This window comes from Nitrosomonas sp. H1_AOB3 (assembly GCF_015709435.1).
Classification (GTDB): Bacteria; Pseudomonadota; Gammaproteobacteria; order Burkholderiales; family Nitrosomonadaceae; genus Nitrosomonas; species Nitrosomonas europaea.
Map to the genome: position 1 here is coordinate 823894 of NZ_CP054389.1, position 20935 is coordinate 844828.

Annotated in this window: 16 protein-coding genes; 10 read left to right on the forward strand and 6 right to left on the reverse strand. The window is 51.8% G+C overall.

Annotated elements, in window-relative coordinates:
- Positions 1-101 precede the first annotated feature (101 nt).
- From HRU73_RS03995 to HRU73_RS04005, 3 genes are all read left to right on the forward strand, one after another.
- Positions 102-2042: an ATP-binding cassette domain-containing protein gene (locus HRU73_RS03995; protein WP_287399557.1), complete on the forward strand. Its 1941-nt coding sequence runs from the start codon at positions 102-104 to the stop codon at positions 2040-2042.
- A gap of 146 nt (positions 2043-2188) precedes the next feature.
- Entirely contained in the window at positions 2189-2473 is a 285-nt protein-coding gene (locus HRU73_RS04000; RefSeq protein ID WP_011111353.1) for a c-type cytochrome, read from the forward strand.
- A 33-nt stretch (positions 2474-2506) separates the two neighbouring features.
- Positions 2507-2833 carry a c-type cytochrome gene (locus HRU73_RS04005; protein ID WP_011111354.1) on the forward strand — a complete coding sequence of 109 codons (327 nt, stop codon included), beginning with the start codon at positions 2507-2509 and terminating at the stop codon, positions 2831-2833.
- A 70-nt stretch (positions 2834-2903) separates the two neighbouring features.
- Here the strand turns inward: HRU73_RS04005 and HRU73_RS04010 are convergent, their stop codons facing one another.
- Positions 2904-3341 (reverse strand): DUF1841 family protein, encoded by a 438-nt coding sequence (locus tag HRU73_RS04010; RefSeq protein ID WP_276679216.1) that lies wholly within the window; start codon positions 3339-3341, stop codon positions 2904-2906.
- Positions 3342-3584: 243 nt separating this feature from the next.
- Between HRU73_RS04010 and HRU73_RS04015 the strand changes: the two genes are divergently transcribed.
- From HRU73_RS04015 to HRU73_RS04035, 5 genes are all read left to right on the forward strand, one after another.
- Positions 3585-4406, forward strand: a complete 822-nt coding sequence (locus tag HRU73_RS04015; RefSeq protein ID WP_287399558.1) for a DODA-type extradiol aromatic ring-opening family dioxygenase — start codon at positions 3585-3587, stop codon at positions 4404-4406.
- Between the two features lie 79 nt (positions 4407-4485).
- Positions 4486-4812 carry a c-type cytochrome gene (locus tag HRU73_RS04020; protein ID WP_276679214.1) on the forward strand — a complete coding sequence of 109 codons (327 nt, stop codon included), beginning with the start codon at positions 4486-4488 and terminating at the stop codon, positions 4810-4812.
- Between the two features lie 15 nt (positions 4813-4827).
- A complete protein-coding gene (locus HRU73_RS04025) occupies positions 4828-5775 on the forward strand; it encodes a hypothetical protein (RefSeq protein ID WP_287399559.1) in 948 nt (315 codons plus the stop codon).
- 12 nt (positions 5776-5787) lie between these two features.
- A complete protein-coding gene (locus HRU73_RS04030; RefSeq protein WP_276679212.1) occupies positions 5788-7332 on the forward strand; it encodes an FAD-binding oxidoreductase in 1545 nt (514 codons plus the stop codon).
- Positions 7333-7383: 51 nt separating this feature from the next.
- Positions 7384-8499 carry an NAD(P)-dependent alcohol dehydrogenase gene (locus tag HRU73_RS04035; RefSeq protein ID WP_287399560.1) on the forward strand — a complete coding sequence of 372 codons (1116 nt, stop codon included), beginning with the start codon at positions 7384-7386 and terminating at the stop codon, positions 8497-8499.
- A gap of 357 nt (positions 8500-8856) precedes the next feature.
- On the opposite strand, the gene HRU73_RS04040 is transcribed toward HRU73_RS04035, so the two are convergent.
- From HRU73_RS04040 to HRU73_RS04060, 5 genes are all read right to left on the reverse strand, one after another.
- Complete coding sequence (locus HRU73_RS04040) at positions 8857-10830, reverse strand: TonB-dependent receptor (RefSeq protein ID WP_287399561.1); 1974 nt, start codon at positions 10828-10830, stop codon at positions 8857-8859.
- 151 nt (positions 10831-10981) lie between these two features.
- Positions 10982-11314 carry a DUF2149 domain-containing protein gene (locus tag HRU73_RS04045; protein ID WP_011111367.1) on the reverse strand — a complete coding sequence of 111 codons (333 nt, stop codon included), beginning with the start codon at positions 11312-11314 and terminating at the stop codon, positions 10982-10984.
- Positions 11307-11816, reverse strand: a complete 510-nt coding sequence (locus HRU73_RS04050) for a MotA/TolQ/ExbB proton channel family protein (protein WP_287399562.1) — start codon at positions 11814-11816, stop codon at positions 11307-11309. Before HRU73_RS04050 ends, HRU73_RS04045 begins: the two co-directional genes overlap by 8 nt.
- Positions 11817-11852: 36 nt before the next feature.
- Positions 11853-15995, reverse strand: a complete 4143-nt coding sequence (cobN, locus tag HRU73_RS04055; protein WP_287399563.1) for a cobaltochelatase subunit CobN — start codon at positions 15993-15995, stop codon at positions 11853-11855.
- Positions 15996-16131: 136 nt separating this feature from the next.
- The gene (locus HRU73_RS04060; protein WP_287399564.1) at positions 16132-18405 is read right to left on the reverse strand and encodes a TonB-dependent receptor; all 2274 of its coding nucleotides are present in this window, start codon (positions 18403-18405) and stop codon (positions 16132-16134) included.
- A 540-nt stretch (positions 18406-18945) separates the two neighbouring features.
- On the opposite strand from HRU73_RS04060, the gene rimP reads away from it, so the two are divergent.
- Together rimP and nusA are read left to right on the forward strand one after the other, a co-directional pair.
- Positions 18946-19377, forward strand: coding sequence for a ribosome maturation factor RimP (gene rimP / locus HRU73_RS04065; RefSeq protein ID WP_287399565.1), 432 nt, complete (start codon positions 18946-18948; stop codon positions 19375-19377).
- Between the two features lie 52 nt (positions 19378-19429).
- The gene (gene nusA, locus HRU73_RS04070; protein ID WP_287399567.1) at positions 19430-20902 is read left to right on the forward strand and encodes a transcription termination factor NusA; all 1473 of its coding nucleotides are present in this window, start codon (positions 19430-19432) and stop codon (positions 20900-20902) included.
- The last annotated feature ends 33 nt before the right edge of the window (positions 20903-20935 follow it).

The following is a 20935-nucleotide window of genomic DNA, read 5'->3' on the forward strand; positions in this document are numbered from 1 at the left end:
CAGTGGAATTGCGGTTGTCCGCTGGCGGACTGAAACCCCATGGTCGGTGACGGTATATAATAGCGCCAGGGTTAACCTGTCTCGTTATCAATAATTCTGCCATGCCACTTCTTACGCTCGACAACGCCTGCCTGGCTTTTGGTCATCATGCTTTACTCGATCATGCCGCGCTTCAACTCGACCCGGGTGAACGGATCGGGCTGATCGGGCGCAATGGTGCCGGTAAATCCAGCCTGTTACGCGTTCTGGCAGGTGAGATCAAGCTGGATGATGGACAACTGTGGGTGGCGCCAGGGATGAATGTCGCCTACATCCCGCAGGAACCGACGCTGGATGAGAGCGCATCCGTATTTGCCGAAGTGGCGCGCGGCCTGGGTACGCTGGCGCAGACTCTGCTGGATTATCATGAAGTTTCTCACGCACTGGGAGAGGAGGGGGCGGATACCAAAGCACTGCTCGATCGCATGCAGCATTTGCAGGGAGTGCTGGAAGCCCAAAATGGCTGGAGTCTGCATCATAAGGTGGAAACAGTGATCAACCGGCTCGAACTGCCGGAAGATGCCATTGCGGGCACATTGTCAGGGGGGGCCAGAAAACGGGTGGCGCTGGCACGGGCACTGGTTGTATCGCCAAACGTGCTGTTGCTGGATGAACCCACTAATCATCTGGATTTTTCCTCCATCGAATGGCTGGAAGAAACATTGCAGAATTTTCCCGGCAGCGTGATTTTCATTACCCATGACCGGCGTTTTCTGGATAACGTGGCGACCCGTATCATTGAACTGGATCGCGGTGAGCTGAAAAGTTTTGCTGGTAATTTCTCTGCATATCAGCAAAAGAAAGCTGAATTGATGGAAGTCGAATCGATTCATAACAGAAAGTTCGATAAGGTACTGGATCAGGAGGAAGTCTGGATACGCAAAGGCATTCAGGCCAGACGCACCCGCAACGAGGGCAGGGTGAGAAGGCTGGAAGCACTGAGATTGGAACGTGCTGCCCGGCGGGAGCGGATCGGTAATGTCAATTTCCGGGTGGATGCCGGGCAGCATTCCGGGCAGCTGGTCGCGGAACTGGAGCATGTGACCAAAAATTTTGGAGATAAGACCATCATTCAGGATTTTTCCTGTCGCATCATGCGGGGTGATCGTATCGGATTGCTGGGCCCCAATGGTGCTGGTAAATCTACCCTGCTGAAACTGATACTGGGCGAATTGCAGCCGGATAGCGGGACGGTTCGGCTGGGTACCCGTTTGTCCGTTGCCTATTTTGACCAGTTGCGAGAGCAGCTGAATGAAGATATGACGCTGGTCGATTCCATCAGCCAGGGCTCGGAGTTTATTGAAATCGATGGTAAGCGCAGGCATGTCATCAGTTATCTGGAGGATTTCCTGTTTCCGCCTCAGCGTGCCCGCTCACCCGTGAAATCTCTGTCCGGTGGTGAACGCAACCGGTTGCTGCTCGCTCGCCTGTTTACGCGTCCGGCCAATGTGCTGATTCTGGATGAGCCTACCAATGATCTCGATATCGAGACGCTCGAATTACTGGAAACGTTATTGCAGGACTATACCGGCACACTTTTTCTGGTCAGCCATGATCGTGCCTTCATTGATAATGTGGTTACTCAGGCCATCGTATTTGAAGGAAACGGGCATTTGCGTGAATATGCAGGTGGCTATCAGGAATGGCTGCAATCCAGATCAGCTACGAAAGCCATCCGAAAAGAGAACAGTGATTCTCCCGTGCCGGTAGCCGGACTCGGCCAGATCAGGAAAGACAAGTCATCTCTTCCTGCCGGTTTGAGTTATCAGGAGACAAATGAGCTTGCAGCGCTGCCGGGGAAAATCGATGTACTCGAACAAGAGCAGATAGTGGTTACCCGGAAACTGAGTGATCCTGCCCTTTACAAGAATAACCATAATGAAGCAATGGAATTGCAGGCGCGTGCTGCAGCACTGGAAAAGGAGCTTTCCCTATACTATACTCGCTGGGAGGCGCTGGAGCATAAGCAGACCATGGCAGAATCAGCCCGCAAGAAGAACTAGAAAAATAAATTTCCTTATACACAACAGGGACATAGCGATAGGCTTCATTGACTAAACGACCCCCATCGTTTAAAGTTCGCTTTTTTTGAGAGGAGGATGCAAAAGTGAAAAAGGCAGCAGCCATTAAACTACTTATCGCTTCTGGCATGATTCTGTCGTTTTCCGGCATGGCAAGTGCAGCCGGGAATACTGATTCGGTCCAGAGCAAAATTGTCATGTGCCAAGGCTGTCATGGTATAGAGGGATATCGTACTGCGTACCCACATGTTTATCATGTGCCGAAACTGGGTGGACAGCATTCAGCTTACCTGGTCAAAGCACTGAAAGATTACAGATCCGGAGAGCGTAACCATCCAACCATGGTTGGTATTGCAGGGACACTTTCCGATGAGGATATCGATGCGTTGGCTGCTTATTACGCCGGTAATTGATTACTCTTCTTAATCCAGGGGGATATAAACAACATGAAAAGCTATTTGGTGGCCGCAGTCAGCGGGTTGATATTTTTTTTATCGGGACAGGTAAGCGCAGCAGATATTGAAGCCGGGAAAAAGAAAGCAGAGGAGATATGCTCATCCTGTCACGGTCTGGATGGCAACAGTCCGGTGCCAATGTTTCCGAAAATTGGCGGCCAGCCCAGAACCTACATCGAGAAAGTATTGAAAGATTACAAATCAGGGGTACGTAAGGATCCGGTCATGGCCGGTATGGCAGCTGCCTTGAGTGCGGAAGATATCGACAATCTGGCGTTTTACTATTCCAGCCAGTCAGGATTACAAGTCAAGCGGTAAAACCGCTTCCGTTATTTATACGGAGGCTGAGAAGCGGAGTGTGTCCCGGGGTCGGGTACATTCCGCTTTTTTATTTGTTTCCAATGCGTTTATCCATACATTCAAGATAAATTTCGGCATCAGGTGCAGTCTGATTGCGCTGTGAATGCCAGAGCATCTCTGCAAGGCATTCCATTACGTGATGCATCGCTTCGTGTTCATCTCCCTGCAATCTGGTTTTCAGTTGCTCAAAACGCTGCAAGATACCAGCCGGCTGATCAATGGCAAGCTGCTCGCGGATAGCGACATGCATACTCATGTGCAGAAAGGGATTCGTCTCACCCAGTTCAGGCGGGAAGTCTTTGTCGAGATAACGTTCCACGTCCTGCAGCATGGAATGATATTCCGGGTGCTGCAGAATGACTTCCAGCGCAATGGTTTCCATGCCGGATAACGGTTCTTTTCGATGATATTTCTGCCAGGTATCAAAAAACAGCCGGCGTGCTTGATCTCTCGATGGGTTGAACATTACCGCAGATTTTGTAAAGGGTGATACCAGAAGATGACAGGATAATTCTGCTGTCATCATACACCGAAGAAAACATGATTTCCGGTAAAGGTGGAACTGCGCAATTTCAACCTGATTCATGACGGGTGCATGAATATCCCTGCCCTGATTTGATCGGGTAGGTTTGAAGTGCTTACCTTTCCTGATCGATGGTAGTACACTAGACCGGCAACACTCGTGTTTTCTGTCAACGGATGGTTTTTAATGATGAGTCGGGTATCACAAGCACTTGCGCCCGTTTTATTTTTACCGCACGGTGGCGGGCCGTTACCTATCCTGGGTGACAAAGGGCATGAGAAGATGGTTTCCTTTCTGAGAAAAATCGCGATCGAGCTGGGTGAACCGCCAGCAATTCTGATTATCAGTGCCCACTGGGAAGAGGAACAGGCGACGATAACGAGCAATAGTCAACCTGGAATAATTTATGATTATTATGGATTTCCTGCTGCGGCTTACGAAATTCAATATGCAGCGCCTGGTTATCCCGGGCTGGCGAATGAAATTTATACCCTGTTGACAGCAAACGGTATTCCGGCGAGACTCGATGAACAACGCGGTTTCGATCACGGGATGTTTGTACCGCTCAAGCTGATGTTTCCACACGCCCGGATTCCTTGTGTCCAGTTGTCGTTGTTGAATAACCTGAATCCCCGAATGCATATTGCGCTTGGCAAAGCCATTACCGCTTTGCGAAGCAGAAATATTCTGATCGTCGGTTCAGGCATGTCATTTCACAATTTGAAAGCATTTTTCTCGAGCACGGTTGATGGCCGCGGAGAAAATGAGGCATTTGACAACTGGCTGATTGAAACATGCACCCATCCGGCAATTGCACCCGAAGCACGTGAACAGCGGTTGATCGAGTGGGAAAAGGCGCCTTTTGCCCGATTCTGTCATCCAAGAGAAGAACACTTGTTGCCATTGCATGTCTGTTATGGTGTCGCTTGTGTCGATACCCCGACAGCACGGACTGTATTCAACGGAGAAATCATGGGCAGGAAAGTAACGAGCTTTCTCTGGCAGTAGGCTGCTGACGGAACATGCGAATTCAGTATCATCGGCCTGGAACATTTGGAATCGTGATGAAACTCAGTGGAGAATCCGTATGAAAAAACTGAAATTAAAAGCCGCGGTATCTGGTTTCCTGTTTACTGCCATGTTAATGAACAGTGCATGGTCGGCACAAGAAGAGAAGCCCGGTACCGGTTTCGCGTGGAAGGATGGTGCAGAAATTTACGCCAAAATCTGTGCTTATTGTCATGAGGCCAATGTCGGGCCGCAAATTCGTAACCGTGAACTTCCTGCAATCTATATCCGTGCGATCGTTCGTAATGGAAGCCGGGCCATGCCCGCTTTTCGCTCTTCTGAAATCGACGATGAATCACTGGCAAAAGTGGCAGATTTCATTTCTCAGAAAGCATCTCAGTATTGAAGGAGGTCCTGTTCCATGGATGAAACCCGACGTGACTTCATCAAAGGTATGTTTGCCAGTGGAACTTTCCTGGCTCTTGGTGTGCCCGGAATTGCTCGAGCGGCATCGGTTGGGTCACTTTTCGACAGCACACGGAATTGCCGGTTATTGCTGGGAAATACCACCGGTGCCGAATCATTTGCAAAAGGTGTGCAGTCTGCCTGTTTCAACCATGGCAGCCGCCGTCATGGTGCGTTACCGGTATTCCGGTTCGAAAGTGAGCTATCAACCGGTTTTTTGCATCTGGTCGATTTGTTGATGCAATCGCGGAATACACGCTGGATTGCTGTCATGGATCATGCCGATGCAGCCATATTTACTGAGCTGATACGAAATTCCGCCGCTCACCTGCTGGCATCAGGCTCACATGCTTTTGCAGCCGGTGATCATGCGGCTCTGCCGTTGCGTCATGTATGGGCTGCGGCATCACCAGCCTACAGTACAGGAGGGCTGCTGGCATCGATGCTGGCTCGCGAGCAGTACAGTTTCTCGATTGTCGAACGTTTTCTCACGCAATCAGCGGGGGAAGGTATAGAGAATGGTGCACCATCTCTCCCGGAATTTTTGCCGTATCACCGGGCTGATCAGCCTGTAACCCGTTTGTATTGTGCTGGTGTACCGCTTCCGGAAGCCGGCCGGCTGCTCGGCTGGGAAACATCAAAAAATCAGGAATCCTTATTTTCCCGGGCCATTGCCTCTACTGCCAGCCGGAATGAAACAGCAGGTAGTACGACAGTTGAATATCCGCAATCCGGTGACTGGGTTGAAGCTACCGGTTATGCAGTTGCAGCAGCTGCACTGGGGATGAAAATAAACCGGGAATCATGTTCTGAGCGCGCATTCGTATATCGGTCAGGTCAGGGTCATCCGGATCATAAAGGGTTGTCGGGAGTAAATTTTGCCTCATTTGTAATCGACGTGTAGGGAGAATACAGTATGGCCAGTAAATATATTGCATTGCCGAAAGGAGTATCAGAAAAAGATTTCGAGGCGGCCGTCAGTCATTTTCGCGGAATACTGGGTGATGACGCCGTACTCACCAGTGCGGAACAGCTGATACCCTATACCAAGACCATGATGCCGGTTCCTGATGCCGAGCATACGCCCTCCATCGCATTGCTGGCGACAACGGTTGAACAGATCCAGAAAATCGTTGCGGTTTGTAATCAGTACAAGATACCGGTCTGGACGATTTCCACCGGCAAAAATTCAGGTTATGGTTCGGCAGCTCCGGCGGAGCGCGGTCAGATAGTGCTCGATCTCAAACGTATGAATCGTATCCTCGAAGTGGATAAGGATCTGGCCTTTGCCCTGGTTGAGCCCGGGGTGACGTACCAGCAGCTCTACGATTACATCAAAGAACATAAACTGGGTCTGTGGTTATCCATGCCTGCGCCTTCAGCCATTGCCGGGCCGGTTGGTAATACGCTGGATCGTGGTGTCGGGTATACACCCTATGGAGAACATTTTCTGTTCGCTTGCGGTATGGAAGTGGTGCTTGCCAATGGTGAAGTGCTGCGCACGGGGATGGGATCGATGCCTAACTCTAATACCTGGCAGGTATTCAAATGGGGGTATGGCCCCTATCTGGATGGTATTTTTACGCAGTCCAACTATGGCATCGTTACCAAATTCGGATTCTGGCTGATGCCTGAACCCCCGGCGTTCAAGCCATTCGTGATTCAATACGAACATGAAGAAGACATCGTGGAAATCGTGGAAACGATCCGCCCGCTGCGTATCAGTGGAGTCATTCCAAATGCAGTCGTTATTGCACATGCGCTGTATGAAGCACCTGTGAAAGCGCGGCGGGGTGATTATGTGAGCGGACCGGGTTCGATTCCGGATGAGGCCGTTTACCGGATTATGAAAGATCATAAACTCGGGATCTGGAATGTGTATGCGGCGCTCTATGGCACGCAGGAACAGATTGATGTGAACTGGAAGATCGTGACACAGGCATTTGGTCAGTCGGGCAAGGCCAAAATCCTGACAGAGCAGGAAGCGGCAAATGATCCTGCATTTGCTTATCGCACCAAGCTCATGCGTGGAGAAATGACATTGACAGAATTTTCGCTGTATAACTGGCGTGGAGGTGGCGGGTCGATGTGGTTCGCACCTGTTTCCCAGGCGCGAGGAAGCGAAACACTCAAGCAGATGGCGCTGACCAAGCAGATTCTTGCCAAGTACGGGCTGGATTATTCCGGTGAATTTATCGTCGGGATGCGTGATATGCACCATATCGTCGATGTCTTGTACGACAAGACCGATGCAGAGCAGACGAAAGCAGCCTATCAGTGTTTTGACGAGTTACTGACCGAATTTTCTGCACGAGGGTATGGAATTTATCGTGTCAATACGGCGTTCATGGATAAGGTGGCTGAAACCTATGGCCCGGTACAGAGAAATATTCACAGAACACTTAAAAAGGCGCTGGATCCTAACGGGATCCTGGCACCGGGAAAATCAGGCATTCGTTGACTGTATTTGTTCTTTGTACAAGAAATGACCATCTCAAAGCGAGGAGTACAGATGAGACGAATCAGGGCTGCAGTGGTTTACCAGAAAGGCGGGCCTTTTCAGATCGAAGATCTGAGGCTGGAAGCGCCGCGTACCGATGAGGTGCTGGTACGCATCGTAGCGACCGGGATGTGTCATACCGACATGGTGGCTCGTGACCAGCTTTATGATGTACCGCTACCGGTAGTCCTCGGGCATGAAGGTTCAGGTATCGTTGAACAGATCGGCGATGGTGTAAGAAAAGTGGCAGTTGGTAACCATGTTGTACTTACCTATATGTGGTGCGGTCATTGCAAACCCTGCCTGCGTGGCGACCTGACCTACTGCGAGCATTTTTATGCGCTGAATTTCGGGGGAGTACGTGAAGACGGCAGTACTTCGACCTCTCTGGCAAACGACACCCGGAGACCGATTCACGATCATTTTTTTGGACAATCGTCATTTGGCACATTTGCTCTGGTGCATGAACGCAATGTGATCAAAGTACCCGAAACTGCACCACTGGAACTACTTGGGCCATTGGGTTGCGGCATTCAGACGGGTGCCGGGGCGGTCATTAATACACTTAAAGTCAGCCCGGGCAGCAGTTTTGTAGCATTCGGCGGGGGTGCGGTAGGATTGAGTGCGGTGATGGCGGCACATGCTGCCGGTGCTACGACAATCATTTCTGTCGATGTAGTTCCTTCACGCTTGGCGCTGGCAATGGAACTTGGCGCGACCCATACCATCAACAGTCGTGAAACGGATCCTGTTGAAGCGGTTCACAAGATTATTAATGGAGGGGCTGATTTCACTTTGGAATCGAGTGGACGCCCGGCCGTATTGCGCCAGGCCATCGATGCACTGGCGATCCGGGGGACATGCGGTATCGTCGGCGCGCCTGCACTGGGTACTGAGGCGAGTTTCGATGTCAATGGCGTAATGACGACAGGCAAGCGCATCATCGGGATCGTCGAAGGGGACAGTAAGCCGGACCTTTTCATCCCGGCACTGGTCGAGCTCTACCAGCAAGGGAAATTTCCTTTCGACAGGCTGGTGAAGTTTTATTCCCTCGATCAGATCAATCAGGCTGCCGAGGATAGTGAAAAGGGCATCACGATCAAGCCGATCATCCGGTTGCAATCATAGATTTTATACTTCACCTCCTGCCTCGTAAATCTGCACGAAATATGTTACAGATAAGAAAACAGAACTTTGACCGTTTGTCCGGATTCTGGCCGACTGTTTATCAGTATCCGGTGATGTAATTCTAATTTTCGTTAGAAACACATTAATAATCCAGGGGCACAGGGTGATGTGTTTGGCGATATTGGGGCTGGCCTCCAGCTCGTGTAGCGCGTATTGACCAAGTGATCCTCCAAGGCGCCCAAGCTGTCGAATGCACGATTGTGGAAATACTTCTCCCGAAGGTGTATCCAAAGCTGCTCAACCGGATTGAGCTCGGGCGGATAGGTCGAGTATATCCGCCCCCTTCGTTTCGAGCGTTTATATTTTCACGTTGAGCGAGGCATAGAAAGAGCGGCCGGCACCTGGCGAGAACATCGGCTGATAGGACGAGGCCGGGTAGAAGAAATTGTCGTACCAGACGTATTCGTACTTGCGGTTGAACATATTCTTGATCTGCAGGTCGATTTCCAGGTTCTTGGTCAGCGCATAGTGCACGCCACCGTTGAACAAGATGTATCCACCGTACTTGCCCTTGCTGTTCTGGTCATCGATGTAATAGCTGCTTTGGGCACGCCCTTGCAGGTCGAAACGCAGGCTTTCGGTGACCTGGTAGTCCATGCCGACATTGGTGATGTGACGCGGTGTGGAAAAGACTTCCTTGCCGACCAGAGAAATGCCGTCGGAGGTGTAGCCGCCGACGATCTTGGCTTCCTGGTAGGCGTGCGAGAACCACAATTTGATCTTGTCGGTAATGTGAGCGTTGATCTGGAAATCGACGCCTTTGCGGCGTGTTTCTCCCAGGTTCTGCGTTGCATTGGCGCTCGGCAGGTTGGCGACCTCGGCAGTGGCATCCTGCTGCCAGAGCGCGATTCGGGCTTCTGTCCGCTCAGTCAGACGGAACTTGGTGCCCAGTTCGATGCCGGTATTGATTGACGGCTTGATTTCAGCAGTACCAGTAGTCAGGTAGGCCGGTGAGCGGGATCCGGTGACGATCTGGAAGGTACGTCCCCAGTTGCCATAGACGCTGAAGGCTGCCGACGGACTATATACGATGCTCAGCTTGGGCTGGTTGATCCAGTCGTAATCTTGCAAGGGATAGGTCTGTCCGGTCGCGTTGAGCGTGGTGTGTCCCTTGAACGTGTCAGTTCGGATCGCTGGTACGATCTTCCAGGATCTACCCGGTTTGATGACTGCCTGAACGTAGGCGCCGAAGTTGTCGAGGGTATAGCTGTCGTCGTTGGCTGTCGAGGCAGGTGTGGAGAAATTTGTCGGCTCGGCATAGGCGTAACGATAGCGACGATAGCGGTTGTTCTGGTGTTCGTAGTTGAAGCCGCCCTCGATGGCGATTTGCTCGTTAGCCTGCCAAGTCAGTGTGTTGATCCAGCCCAGGTGTTTCTCGTTCCATAGGCGGCGTTGGCGTGGCAGGGTACTGCCTGAGTAGCTGCTGTAGGTGACATGACGATCATCATCGATGCTGTTGTAATACAGTTTGCTACTGTAGGCCAGGTTCTGGCTGAGTTGATAATCCAGATGGCCGCTCAACTGCTGCATGTCGCGGCTGTCGTGGTCGTTGGCATTGCGGGGGGCGGACTGCCAGCGGTCAGCGGCGAGTTCGCTGGCAGTCATGTAGCCAGGGGATTTCGCCTCATGGCTGTAAATGCGAGCAATCAGGCCGGCCTTCAGGCCGCCGGCATCCGAGGTGTAGAACCATTTGCCGCCGACGCCGTATTTTTTGGAACGGGAATGATCGCGATAGCCGTCGGAATCCTGCTTGGCTACGAAATAGTTCTGCGCGAAGCCACCCGATTCATGACCCAGCGTTGCCTGCACTTCCTGTGTGTTGAAGCTGCCGACGGACAGTCGGGCGTTGATGTAGTTGCCGCCCTGGCGGGTAGCGACATTGATGTTGCCGCCGATGTTGTGCAGACCGTAACGTGGATCGTTGGTGCCACGGACGACTTCGATATACTCGATATCTAGCGGGAAGATCATGTCGAGATGGCGCATATTCCCGCTATTGATATTACCCGGTACACCGTCGATCAACAGCTTGATGCCGTTGATGTAGCCCTCGCCGTTGAAGGCGCGGAAGGAGGGCTTGCCGGATTCGGCGCCGAGACGGAATTCGGTCAACTGTATGCCGGGCATCTGGCCGATCAATTCCCAGCTGTTCATCACGTTTTTGTCCTGCACACGCTCGGCACCCATTACGTCGACCGAAGTCAGGATGCTGCGTGTTGGCAAGGAGCCGGTGTTGCCGGAATTGATCGTCACTTCCCCCAGTACGACCATTGACTCCTGTGCCTGAGCGCTGGACAGCGCCAGGGCAATCAGCCAGACGAGCCGGCTGGGTTTGAATCCGGATTTTTCATTGAGCCAGCCGATGCGCCATACGTGTGCTGGACTTCTGTCGCCAGTCGAAATATCGTGTGCCGATCTGATTTCACTGCTCCTGTTCTGGTACGTAGATCATCGAACCATCCTTGAGGCGAAAAGCTGTTCCGGCTTTGGTGCCTTCCCCTTCTCCGATCTGTCCCGTGGATTTGTAATGTTTCAGTTCCTCACCTTGTTTAATGATCATTTCCATGGATGGTTTGCCGGGATCCTTGATGATCACCGCGTCCTGCAGCGTGAACGGATTGAGCGGGTTTTCCATCACTGCGATCAGCAATACGGCGATGATCACGAGAAAGACATCGATGATATTGACAACACTTAGGATCGGATCATCTCCATCTTCATCTTCCAGGATTGAAAGCGATCTGCGCTCAGCCATGAACGACTCCATCCAGGTGAGTGGGTATTTCATGTGAACCGAGGATATGCTCGAGTTCCTCCAGCAACCAGCGCCGACGGATAGTGAGCACGAAATACGATAAAGAAGCCGTGAGCAGGGCAATGATTACTGCAGAAAAGGCGACGATCAGGCTTTCGGCCATTCCTTGCGCATTCCCTGCAGATACCGCAACAAGTGCGGGACCCATTGGAATCATGGTAGCTACCAGCCCGAGCATCGGAGCAACCCGGCTGGTGATGCGCAAAGGCTCGATCAGACGGAGCAGTTTCAGCTCCAGCATTTCCTGGGTGGCGGCCGGATGAGCACGCATAAAGAGGACGAGTGGCTGTCTCTGCCTGCTGCCGACAGTACGCAGCAATGTATCCATCAGCAGAGTGCCTGCAGTAAACAGGGCATAGATAAACATCAGGCCAAGCACGATCAGGACGGGTGTCAGAAACAGCCGGGAGATTTCATAAAATAATGATTCAAGCGCATTCATGGTTTTTTAAGTCAGGTCAGTCAGGAATTTTTGTGTTTAAGAAAGTTTCAAGCCGGAGAATGCCTGCCGTTCCCGGTAGGTGCGCCAGGACTGGTAGACAGCGCCTGCAGCGATGATGCCGATGAGCAGCCAGGCATAATTCCACAGGACTTCTTCGATCATTGGCTGAACAGGGGTCTCGACCATTTGCTGGCCGCGTACGATGTCCGCAGTCTGTTGTGGTTCAGGTTGTGGATTGGCTTGGCTTTCAACAGGAGTATCGGGGGTATTCAGACCATAGCCGGCTGCCAGTTCAGCGACATATGCTTTGAAAGTGGCGTTGTCGGTCTGGATATCATGGCGATTTGCGATGTCGGTATAGACCTCGACCAGTTCGCGTCTGGTCTGTTCGCTTGCTTCCCAGTAATCCTTGCGGATAGCTTCCAGCATGCGTTCAGCGATCTGGGCCAGCGCGGCAGGATTCGATTTCTCGAACCAGTCACGCATGTCGAGGTTATAACGGTCGGCAATATAGCTCTGGTGAAATTCCTCCCATTGATCATCCCGGGTGATATTACGATCCATGACCTGCCATCCCCAGAAGTTGTTGATCGTATCGAGCATCTGCAATGTTCCGGAATAGCCTTCTTTCTGCATTTCCCTGATCCAGTTCGGGTGCTGGTAAACCGCACGCAATTCCCTGGCCATGAATTTTTCTGCCGACTCAAGCCTGGCGCGTGCCGGATCGCGCAGATTGGAAATATAGAGTTGCGGGCTCGTCCCATCCAGATGCCGTACTGCCATCGATATTCCTCCCAGATATTCGAATGGATGATCCGTATCGAGCAGGCCGCGCAGGTTGGATGAACGTGAAAACACTGCAGCACTCGTGCCGCGCAGATGTTCCGCGTAGGCGTTTATTTCGTTTCCTTTGCCATCGGTAAGTTTCTGGCTCCAGTGTGCCGGGTTCGGCCCGTAAGCCCAGGACATGCGTGACAGATAGAGGTTCTCGAGCTTGCCGTCCTTCTCGTCCCATTTATCCGAAGCCAGAGTGGCTTGGGTCAGGCGTGTGCTGTAGTCACCACTTTCATTGCCAAAAATACGTGTCAAGGCAAATTCCCTGGCCGTTTCAGGTGTTACTCCCAGCTTCTCCAATTGTGCCCGGATACGCCGGGTATTGGCACGTATGGGGTTTTCACTGTCGGGTTCGTCCTGTTCAGCCAATAGTGTGATTGCCTGGTTGAATCGTTCCATTACATTTGGAAACTGGTCACGATACAGTCCGGTCAGTGAAATGACCGTATCGATACGGGGACGCCCCAGCTCGCTCAGGGGAATGACTTCCATACCGGTTACCCGCCCACCCTCATCCCATACAGGTCGCACACCCATGGCATAGAATATCTGTGCCTCGAGCATGCCGAGATGGCGCATGGTTTCAGTGCTCCACATCGAGAAGGCGAGTTTTTCCGGAAATTTGTCGTGTGTGAGTTTGTAGCTGGCAATCAATTGTTCGACTGCCTGCCTGCCCGCTTCATAAGCCGCACGAGTGGGGACTCTTCCGGGGTCGAATCCGTACATGTTGCGGCCGGTCGGCAGTGCATCCGGGTTGCGGATCGGGTCTCCACCATACGAAGGATCGATCCAGCGCGATGATAATCCTTTTACGATTGAATCTATTTCCGGGGCTGCATGCAGATTCATGCGAAATGTGCGGCCGCGTTCAGCCATTGCTCGCAATCCGGGATCGTTGATATCGTTCAGTGGCTGATCGGAGAAGACATACGTCTCAACGAAGCGATAGGGTTCGGATTGCTGAATTTTGCGGTAGTCTTCGCGCAGCAGAGTGCGGGCATCTTCGATACCCAGCAGATCGTAGAGGGGTTGCCCGAGCATCTGCATGACGTTGCTGATCTGATGAGCCTGTTCCGCATCGCGTCCGAGAGTATGCAAACCCAGTGGTTGCTGGGCTGTCCCGAGATCTTCGAGATAATCTTCGATGTCCCGCAAAAAATTGTCGAAATTTCGTTCCAGTTCAGCGACTTTCCATTGCATATCCTGATGGATATTCATTCTGACTGCCTGTTCGATGATCAGCTTGCGGTTATTGTCGCGCACCAGGCCCTGGTCCAGTGACTGGTATTCCCGGATCAGGTCATTGAGCCGGACGAAATCATCGGAGAGACCAGCCGGAGAAAAGGCAGGCGTCTGATGGCTGATGATGACCCCGCGTCCCCGGCGTTTGACGTGAATGGCCTCGCCGATGTTATCCACGATATAGGGATAGATCACCGGCAGGTTGCCAACCAGAATGTTGGGATAGTCATACGCCCACAGACCGCGCTCTTTCCCCGGTGTCCATTCCTGGGTACCGTGTGTGCCAAAATGTACGATGGCATCGGCGCTGAATTGTTCGCGTATCCACAAATAGCTGGCGAGATAGGCGTGCCCGGGAGGTTGCCGGGTATCGTGAAACAGTTTCTTTTCTTCTTCCATACCCGCCATTTCGCCGCGTGAAGGCTGCGGCATCACGACCAGATTGCCCAGTTGCATACGCGGAATCACGAATCCACTTGCGCCATCCTTGTGCGCAAGCCACACGCTTTCTTCCGGATTTCCCCAGTGAGCTTCGATGTCATTTCGCACCGATTCCGGCAAGGTTGCATACCACGCGCGATAGCGGGCAAGCGGGAGGAAATCCCAATGCGGGGTGCGCATCAGTTCCGGAATATCGCCAGCACGATAGGCTGGTCGCAGCATCTGTCCGACCGTATCGATCATTTGTTGTTCGGTTACGGCTTCAAAGGCATAGCCTTCCGAACGCAGATGTTCCACCAGATATTCAAGTGACCTGGGTACGTTCAGATTGGAGGCTCCCTGGTTTTTCTCACCGGGGGGATGATTCCAGAACAGCAAAGCGACACGTTTATCGGCATTGGCCCTGAGGCTGAGACGTGCCAGATTGATAGCTTTTCCGACCAATAGATCCAGCTGTTCCGGCAGAGGAACGAATTCTCCACCTTCGTTGGTAGTGAGTACGACCGGGTCCTGCAATCCGATGTATTCGGCGGTAGTCAGCGTAAAGGGAACGAAGTAGCTGCCGATCCCGGCGCTATCCTTCAGATAGTCGGTGCGTGTACCGCCGCGGTAGGAAAGGACATTGATAGCCGGTATACCGAGTGCCTGATGCCATGCCTTGCGGTTTTCCGGAGCGCTGCCAAGGAAGGTATTGACGAGTATGACCTGCGGGATGATTTTTCCCTGATAGGTGATGAGCGGCTCATCGATTGTGATATTCCGACGTTCAGCAGGATTCGGGAAATCGGCACTTCCGCGTGGCTGAACGATATCAACGGGATTTTCCCGGGAGTTGTCTGCTCCGGCGCCGGCGGATCCTCTTTCGCCAAAACCTCGGTTGCCAGTTGCCCCGGGTCGCCTGTTAGATTCATTGGAACCCGATACCTGCACGGTTGACCCGCGTGATATGCGCGTGCTGCGGTAAAACACGAGCGGCAATGCGCCTGCCTGCTCCAATGCCGACACGACTTCGTCCAGCATGCGTGTCTGTCCGTCGGCGATATAGGTGGAAGGGATTTCCATGGCGATCACCGGTCTTTCCAGTGCAGGGTCTGCCATCTGTTTTTCCCACCAGTTCAGATACTCGGGCAGTGTCGGAAAAATACTGTCGGCATGCCCCGGGTGATAAATGCCACCATCAGGAAGATCTGCCGGGGGTGGTACTTCGCTCAGATCACCTCCCTGCATCCAGATGCGCAGATAATGAAAAAGCCTTTCCCGGTTCACTTTCTGGCCGGCCACATAATAGCCGTGGAGTCGTTCGGCAATTTCCGGTGCCAATCGTATCGGGCTGATCTGGCCGCCGAAGGTTTGAAAGGTGACGACAGGTACAGCAGTTTCGCGCAGCAGCTTGCCGGCGATATGTTCGATTTGTGCCTGATCTTCGGCACGGGGAGCATCGATGATGACCAGCCGTGCTTCTGCCAGTGCCTTGCGCACTCCCTCTTCACCTTCCCGGTCTGCTTGTACCCAGTGCAGATCGATCCCCGAGCCCTCCGAAGCAGCTTGCATCAGACGGAACTTGTGTTCCAGGACGAACTGGGTCGACAACAGGGCGACCTTGTGTGCAAAAGCGGCAGGGGCTAGCAGTATCAGTGTGATCAGGAGAAATATTCGTTTCATGTATCTGTTGTCATGTACAAAGAATGTAAATCGGTCACCGCCATCAGATTGATACATTCCATGCCGTCCCGGACCAATTGGCTGTAAGTGGTTTCTGCTGATAGGAACGTGTCGTCATTTGGCTGGATGCCGTGTGTCAGAATCGCAAATTGACTTGCGCGACATAGTTGCGGCCAGTACTGATCAGCGATTGGAAATAGCGCTCATTCAGCAGGTTGTTTGCGGCAAAGCTGAGCTCGGCCATTTTGTTCCAGGTATAAATGAGTTTGGTATCGAGCAGCCAGAAAGCCTGATTTCCCCCGTAAACATTGTGAAAGACATCGATGTTTTCTGCGGTATTGAAGGATTTTGATACATGACGGCCGGTCAGGCTGCCTGACCAGTCGTGCCAGTTGGTTTCCAGCCCGGCAGTCAGGATATGTTTAGGGCTGTTTGGCATCCGTTTGCCTTCGGAATCGGGGCTGGCGCTGTTTTTCAGTGTTCTGGCGGTTGGCGTCCAGGTATAGTTGGCGTGGAGCTTGAGCCAGCCGGTCAGTACCTGATCGACCGAGAGCTCGATTCCGCGTGTGATCCCTGTCCCTGCATTGACATCGGTCGCTTCCCGCAGGGTAGTGGTAAATGTCAGATTTTTTGAAGTAATGAGATCGAACAGGCGGTTTTCAAAGAAAGTGGCCTTGAGCCGGGTGCCGGTTGCAGCCAGGTGTTGTTCGATGCCTGCTTCCCAGGAGAGTGCGGTTTCAGGTTTCAAACTGGCATTGGCATAATTTATGACAACTCCTCGTCTGGAATCGGCAAACATATCCTGCAGTGTCGGCGGGCGGAATGCGCGTCCGGCCGAGGCACGCAGTACTCCGCCTTGCCAGGGTGCCTGATACACCAGTGCAAGTTTCGGGCTGATTTCAACGACTGACTGTTTTTCGGTAGGTTTGACCACGCCAGTCTGCAGATTCCTGCTTTTCCCTTCAGCCGTCCACCAGTCCAGTCGTGTGCCAAAGTAGGCGGTCAGACGATCGGTCAGAAAGATTTCATCCTGAACAAAAAATGACGTAGTCAGGCTTTCCGAGTCGCCGGTGAGGTTGAGGGCGGTGCGAGAATCGATGTCCTGCCAGTTGCTGAGTGTGTATTCACGCCGTTTTAACGTGCCATGTTCAACTTGGAATCCGGTGGTGAGAAAGTGACGGTCGCCGAGATGAAACGAATACATTCCCTGGCCGTTGATCAATTGCTGGGGGCGGTGTGCGGAGGTGCCCGGGCCACCATCGAATGTGGAATTCTGTCCGACCAGGGTTGACCAGTAACCGCGCGACAGGTGATTGAAGCTCAGTGAAAGTTTGGAATGATTGGCAAATTCATGTTCGAAATCCAGAAAGCTGCGCAGATCATCTTCGTGGGTTTCGGCATTCAGAAAAAGTGAAGGAGTGATTCGGCCCAAGATTGTTCCACCAACATTGACTGTGCCGCTGATAACCGTATTGCCGCCGGGATCACGCAGATATGAGGTCGGATTTTCCGATCCGACATCAGAAAAAAGGTAGCGCAATCCGCCCGAGATGCGGGTAGTCGGACTGAAATCATAATAAGCTTTGATTTGTCCGACATGGTAATTCCACGGCACGTTGCCACGATCTCCGATCTGGAAAGTGGGTGTACCATTGGTAGTGTGCGTCGGGATTGCACCGGTGACGCGAGTGCCTTGCGGACCTGCCTGATTGGTAGCCGGATCGCTGAAAGACCAGCTGTCCCTGTAGCCACTGCTCGTTTCATAGCGATAGCCGATGCTGATGGCTAGCCCGTTATCGAAAACATCACGATAAACTGCGCTGCCGTAGCCACTTTCAGGTGAATTGAACTGGTAGCCGCCAGTCAGCGAAATTTCTTTTTCGGTTGGCTTCTTTGAAACCACCCGGATGACACCGGCAAAAGCATTGCCGCCATAAAGCGCAGAAGCAGCACCCGGAATGACTTCGATGCGTTCGATATCTTCCGGAAACAGGGTAGCCCAGTTGAAGGTTCCGAATGCGGGGTCGTTCATTTTCTGGTTGTCCAGCAAAACCAGCGTTCTTGAGACACCTGAGACTCCGCGGATCGAAATACGGTTGCCGCGATTTGCCGAGGGCGCCTGGCTGCCCTGACTGGCTCCCCAGATATAGACGCCTGGTGTTTCCTGCAGGATGTCACCGGCACGGCGTACGTTGCGCAGCCGGATTTTTTCTTTGTCGAACAGGTGCAATGTGCCGGGAATTTCTTCGATGGATTTATCAGAGAGTGTGGCTGAGATGACCATGGGATTGAATACGACAGGTTCATCTTTCTTTTTGGAGATACCTGTTTCGTGTGCAGCGTACAGAGCGTTGGGAGATAACGGCAGTGTGAGGTTTGAAACGAGGAAAATACAGGCGGTTTTCTTCATGATAAACAAGTCGTTGTTGAATTTTTTTTTCATTATTGTGTTTAACGCGTTGTTTGATCAATGTGACAAATTGTCGCAGCCAGGGCGTCTGCAGCATTTCCTGAGGCAAATTTCAGGATCATCGACGGATGAACGGGGAGTCTTTACGGGTCGATAATTGCCTTGCAGCTGTGGGGAATGTATGAGGGTTCGATATGCCAATGCGACAATTTGTCACATTGACCCTGAATCGGAAAAAAATAGAATATTTATGATCGATTTCGAGGCAGTACAGGAGTTGTGATATTGCTGTTTCGATTTCGTTGTCTGAAATTTTGAAAATAAATGACTTTATCCGTTTGTGTAAGGATATTGGTGCATCTGTTTATGTTGATGGGATAAACTGTATATCAGTGGATTTTTGAAGAGAGGTTTTGATAACCTATTGGAAACATTGGTGTAATATAAATTTCTGTTTTTATGAGTTGCAATTCTTGCTATAATGGCAAGCATGGTTTTGAGGGTGGGCTGGTTAGCCCATTTTTTATTTGTGGTGAGACTATGTCATTGTTTGAGCTGCTCGAACCAACGATTGCGGGCATGGGATACGAGCTGGTCGATATCGAGCAGTCTGCTCCTGGCAGGTTGTTGCGGGTATTTATCGATAAAAAAGAGGGATCGATAACGCTCGACGACTGTGTTGCCATCAGTAATCATTTGAGCCAGTTGCTGGCAGTCGAGAATATCGATTATAACCGGCTCGAGGTTTCTTCTCCGGGTCTGGATCGGCCATTGAAGAAAAAGGCTGATTTTGTTCGTTATATGGGGGAATCGGCGCGGATCAGGCTGCGAATCGCCTTGCAGGGGCAAAGAAATTTTGTGGGAACATTGGTCGAAGTGAATGATGATGTCCTGACATTGAATACTGATGGAAAATTGTTGCAGATTGAATTGAGAAACCTGGAAAAAGCTCGGCTGATTCCAAAATTGTGATTCTGGTAGATCTGACGATGGGTTTGGGGTTGAAAAATAGGGCTGGAGGAATATGAGCCGCGAGATTTTACTGTTGGTCAATGCTTTGGCGCATGAGAAGAATGTGGATAAAAATATCGTTTTTACCGCACTCGAAATGGCGCTGGCTTCTGCTGCCAAGAAGCATACCCGGGATGATATTGATGTGCGTGTCTCGATCGATCGTGATACCGGTGGATTTCACTGTTTTCGCAGATGGCTGATCGTTGCAGATGATCCGGCAGAGCACCCGGAGCGGCAAATTACGGTGAGTGAGGCTGTAGGGCGCAATCCACAGGCTGTTCCTGGGGAGTATATAGAGGAGCTGATGGAGGATGTCACTTTTGACCGGATCGGTGCACAGGCTGCCAAACAGGTCATTTTCCAGAAGATACGTGATGCCGAGCGCGAACAGAATCTGAATGATTTTCTTGATCGCGGGGAATATCTGGTGTACGGCGTGATCAAGCGTATGGACCGTGGAAATGCAATCATTGAGTTTGGCAAGATCGAAGCAGTTCTGCCACGCGACCAGATGATTTCACATGAAAATCTGCGCATGGGCGACCGTGTCCGTGCCTATCTTCTGAGAATTGATCGGTCAGTGAGAGGGCCACAACTGGTATTGTCCAGGACTTCACCGGCGTTTCTGGCCAAGCTGTTCGAGCTTGAAGTGCCCGAGATAGAAGAGGGGATTCTGGAAATCAAAGCAGCAGCGAGAGATCCTGGTTCCAGAGCAAAAATCGCTGTTAAATCGAATGACAGTCGCGTGGATCCGATCGGTACCTGCGTGGGTATGCGCGGTTCGAGAGTACAGGCAGTTACCAGTGAGCTTGCCGGTGAGCGGGTGGATATCATTCAGTGGTCGGATGATCAGGCCACATTCGTCGTAAATGCTTTGGCACCTGCTGTGATCAGCAGTATCGTGGTGGATGAGGAGAAGCATTGTATGGATATCGTGGTGGATGAGGAGAATCTGGCTCAGGCCATCGGCCGGGGCGGGCAGAATGTCCGGCTGGCATCTGAATTGACGGGCTGGCAGCTCAATATCATGACAGAGGAAGAGTCGCAGGAAAAAACTGAAGAAGAAGCTGCTTCCATTTGTGGATTGTTCATGGAAAAACTCGATGTCGATGAAGACGTTGGGCGTATCCTGGTGGAAGAGGGATTCTCCACTCTGGAAGAGGTCGCCTATATTCCAATTGAAGAAATGTTGGAAATACAGGAGTTTGATCGTGAGACAATTGAGGAGTTACGTAACCGTGCCCGTAATGCCTTGTTGACGGATGCTATTGCGACTGAAGAAAAAATTGGCCATGCATCCGAAGCGCTGCTTGCCCTGGAAGGAATGGATATCGAGCTGGTGCGTGAATTGGCGGCAAAAGGGATCAGTACTCAGGAAGAGCTTGCTGATCTGGCGGCAGATGATCTGGTCGAATTGACGGGCATAGACTTTGAACGTGCAAGTAAAATTATTATCAAGGCACGTGAACCCTGGTTCGCATGATTCCCGGTCAGGGCCGGATAGTCTCGTACATGC

What these genes read in the sequence shown, in the direction of transcription:
- nusA (WP_287399567.1), top strand. Translation starts at nt 19,430, where the DNA reads ATGAGCCGCGAGATTTTACTGTTGGTCAATGCTTTGGCGCATGAGAAG.
- HRU73_RS04040 (WP_287399561.1), bottom strand. Translation starts at nt 10,830, where the DNA reads ATGGTCGTACTGGGGGAAGTGACGATCAATTCCGGCAACACCGGCTCC.
- HRU73_RS04045 (WP_011111367.1), bottom strand. Translation starts at nt 11,314, where the DNA reads ATGGCTGAGCGCAGATCGCTTTCAATCCTGGAAGATGAAGATGGAGAT.
- HRU73_RS04035 (WP_287399560.1), top strand. Translation starts at nt 7,384, where the DNA reads ATGAGACGAATCAGGGCTGCAGTGGTTTACCAGAAAGGCGGGCCTTTT.
- HRU73_RS04005 (WP_011111354.1), top strand. Translation starts at nt 2,507, where the DNA reads ATGAAAAGCTATTTGGTGGCCGCAGTCAGCGGGTTGATATTTTTTTTA.
- HRU73_RS04020 (WP_276679214.1), top strand. Translation starts at nt 4,486, where the DNA reads ATGAAAAAACTGAAATTAAAAGCCGCGGTATCTGGTTTCCTGTTTACT.
- HRU73_RS04060 (WP_287399564.1), bottom strand. Translation starts at nt 18,405, where the DNA reads ATGAAGAAAACCGCCTGTATTTTCCTCGTTTCAAACCTCACACTGCCG.
- HRU73_RS04025 (WP_287399559.1), top strand. Translation starts at nt 4,828, where the DNA reads ATGGATGAAACCCGACGTGACTTCATCAAAGGTATGTTTGCCAGTGGA.
- HRU73_RS04010 (WP_276679216.1), bottom strand. Translation starts at nt 3,341, where the DNA reads ATGTTCAACCCATCGAGAGATCAAGCACGCCGGCTGTTTTTTGATACC.
- HRU73_RS04000 (WP_011111353.1), top strand. Translation starts at nt 2,189, where the DNA reads ATGATTCTGTCGTTTTCCGGCATGGCAAGTGCAGCCGGGAATACTGAT.
- HRU73_RS04050 (WP_287399562.1), bottom strand. Translation starts at nt 11,816, where the DNA reads ATGAATGCGCTTGAATCATTATTTTATGAAATCTCCCGGCTGTTTCTG.
- cobN (WP_287399563.1), bottom strand. Translation starts at nt 15,995, where the DNA reads ATGAAACGAATATTTCTCCTGATCACACTGATACTGCTAGCCCCTGCC.
- rimP (WP_287399565.1), top strand. Translation starts at nt 18,946, where the DNA reads ATGTCATTGTTTGAGCTGCTCGAACCAACGATTGCGGGCATGGGATAC.
- HRU73_RS03995 (WP_287399557.1), top strand. Translation starts at nt 102, where the DNA reads ATGCCACTTCTTACGCTCGACAACGCCTGCCTGGCTTTTGGTCATCAT.
- HRU73_RS04015 (WP_287399558.1), top strand. Translation starts at nt 3,585, where the DNA reads ATGATGAGTCGGGTATCACAAGCACTTGCGCCCGTTTTATTTTTACCG.
- HRU73_RS04030 (WP_276679212.1), top strand. Translation starts at nt 5,788, where the DNA reads ATGGCCAGTAAATATATTGCATTGCCGAAAGGAGTATCAGAAAAAGAT.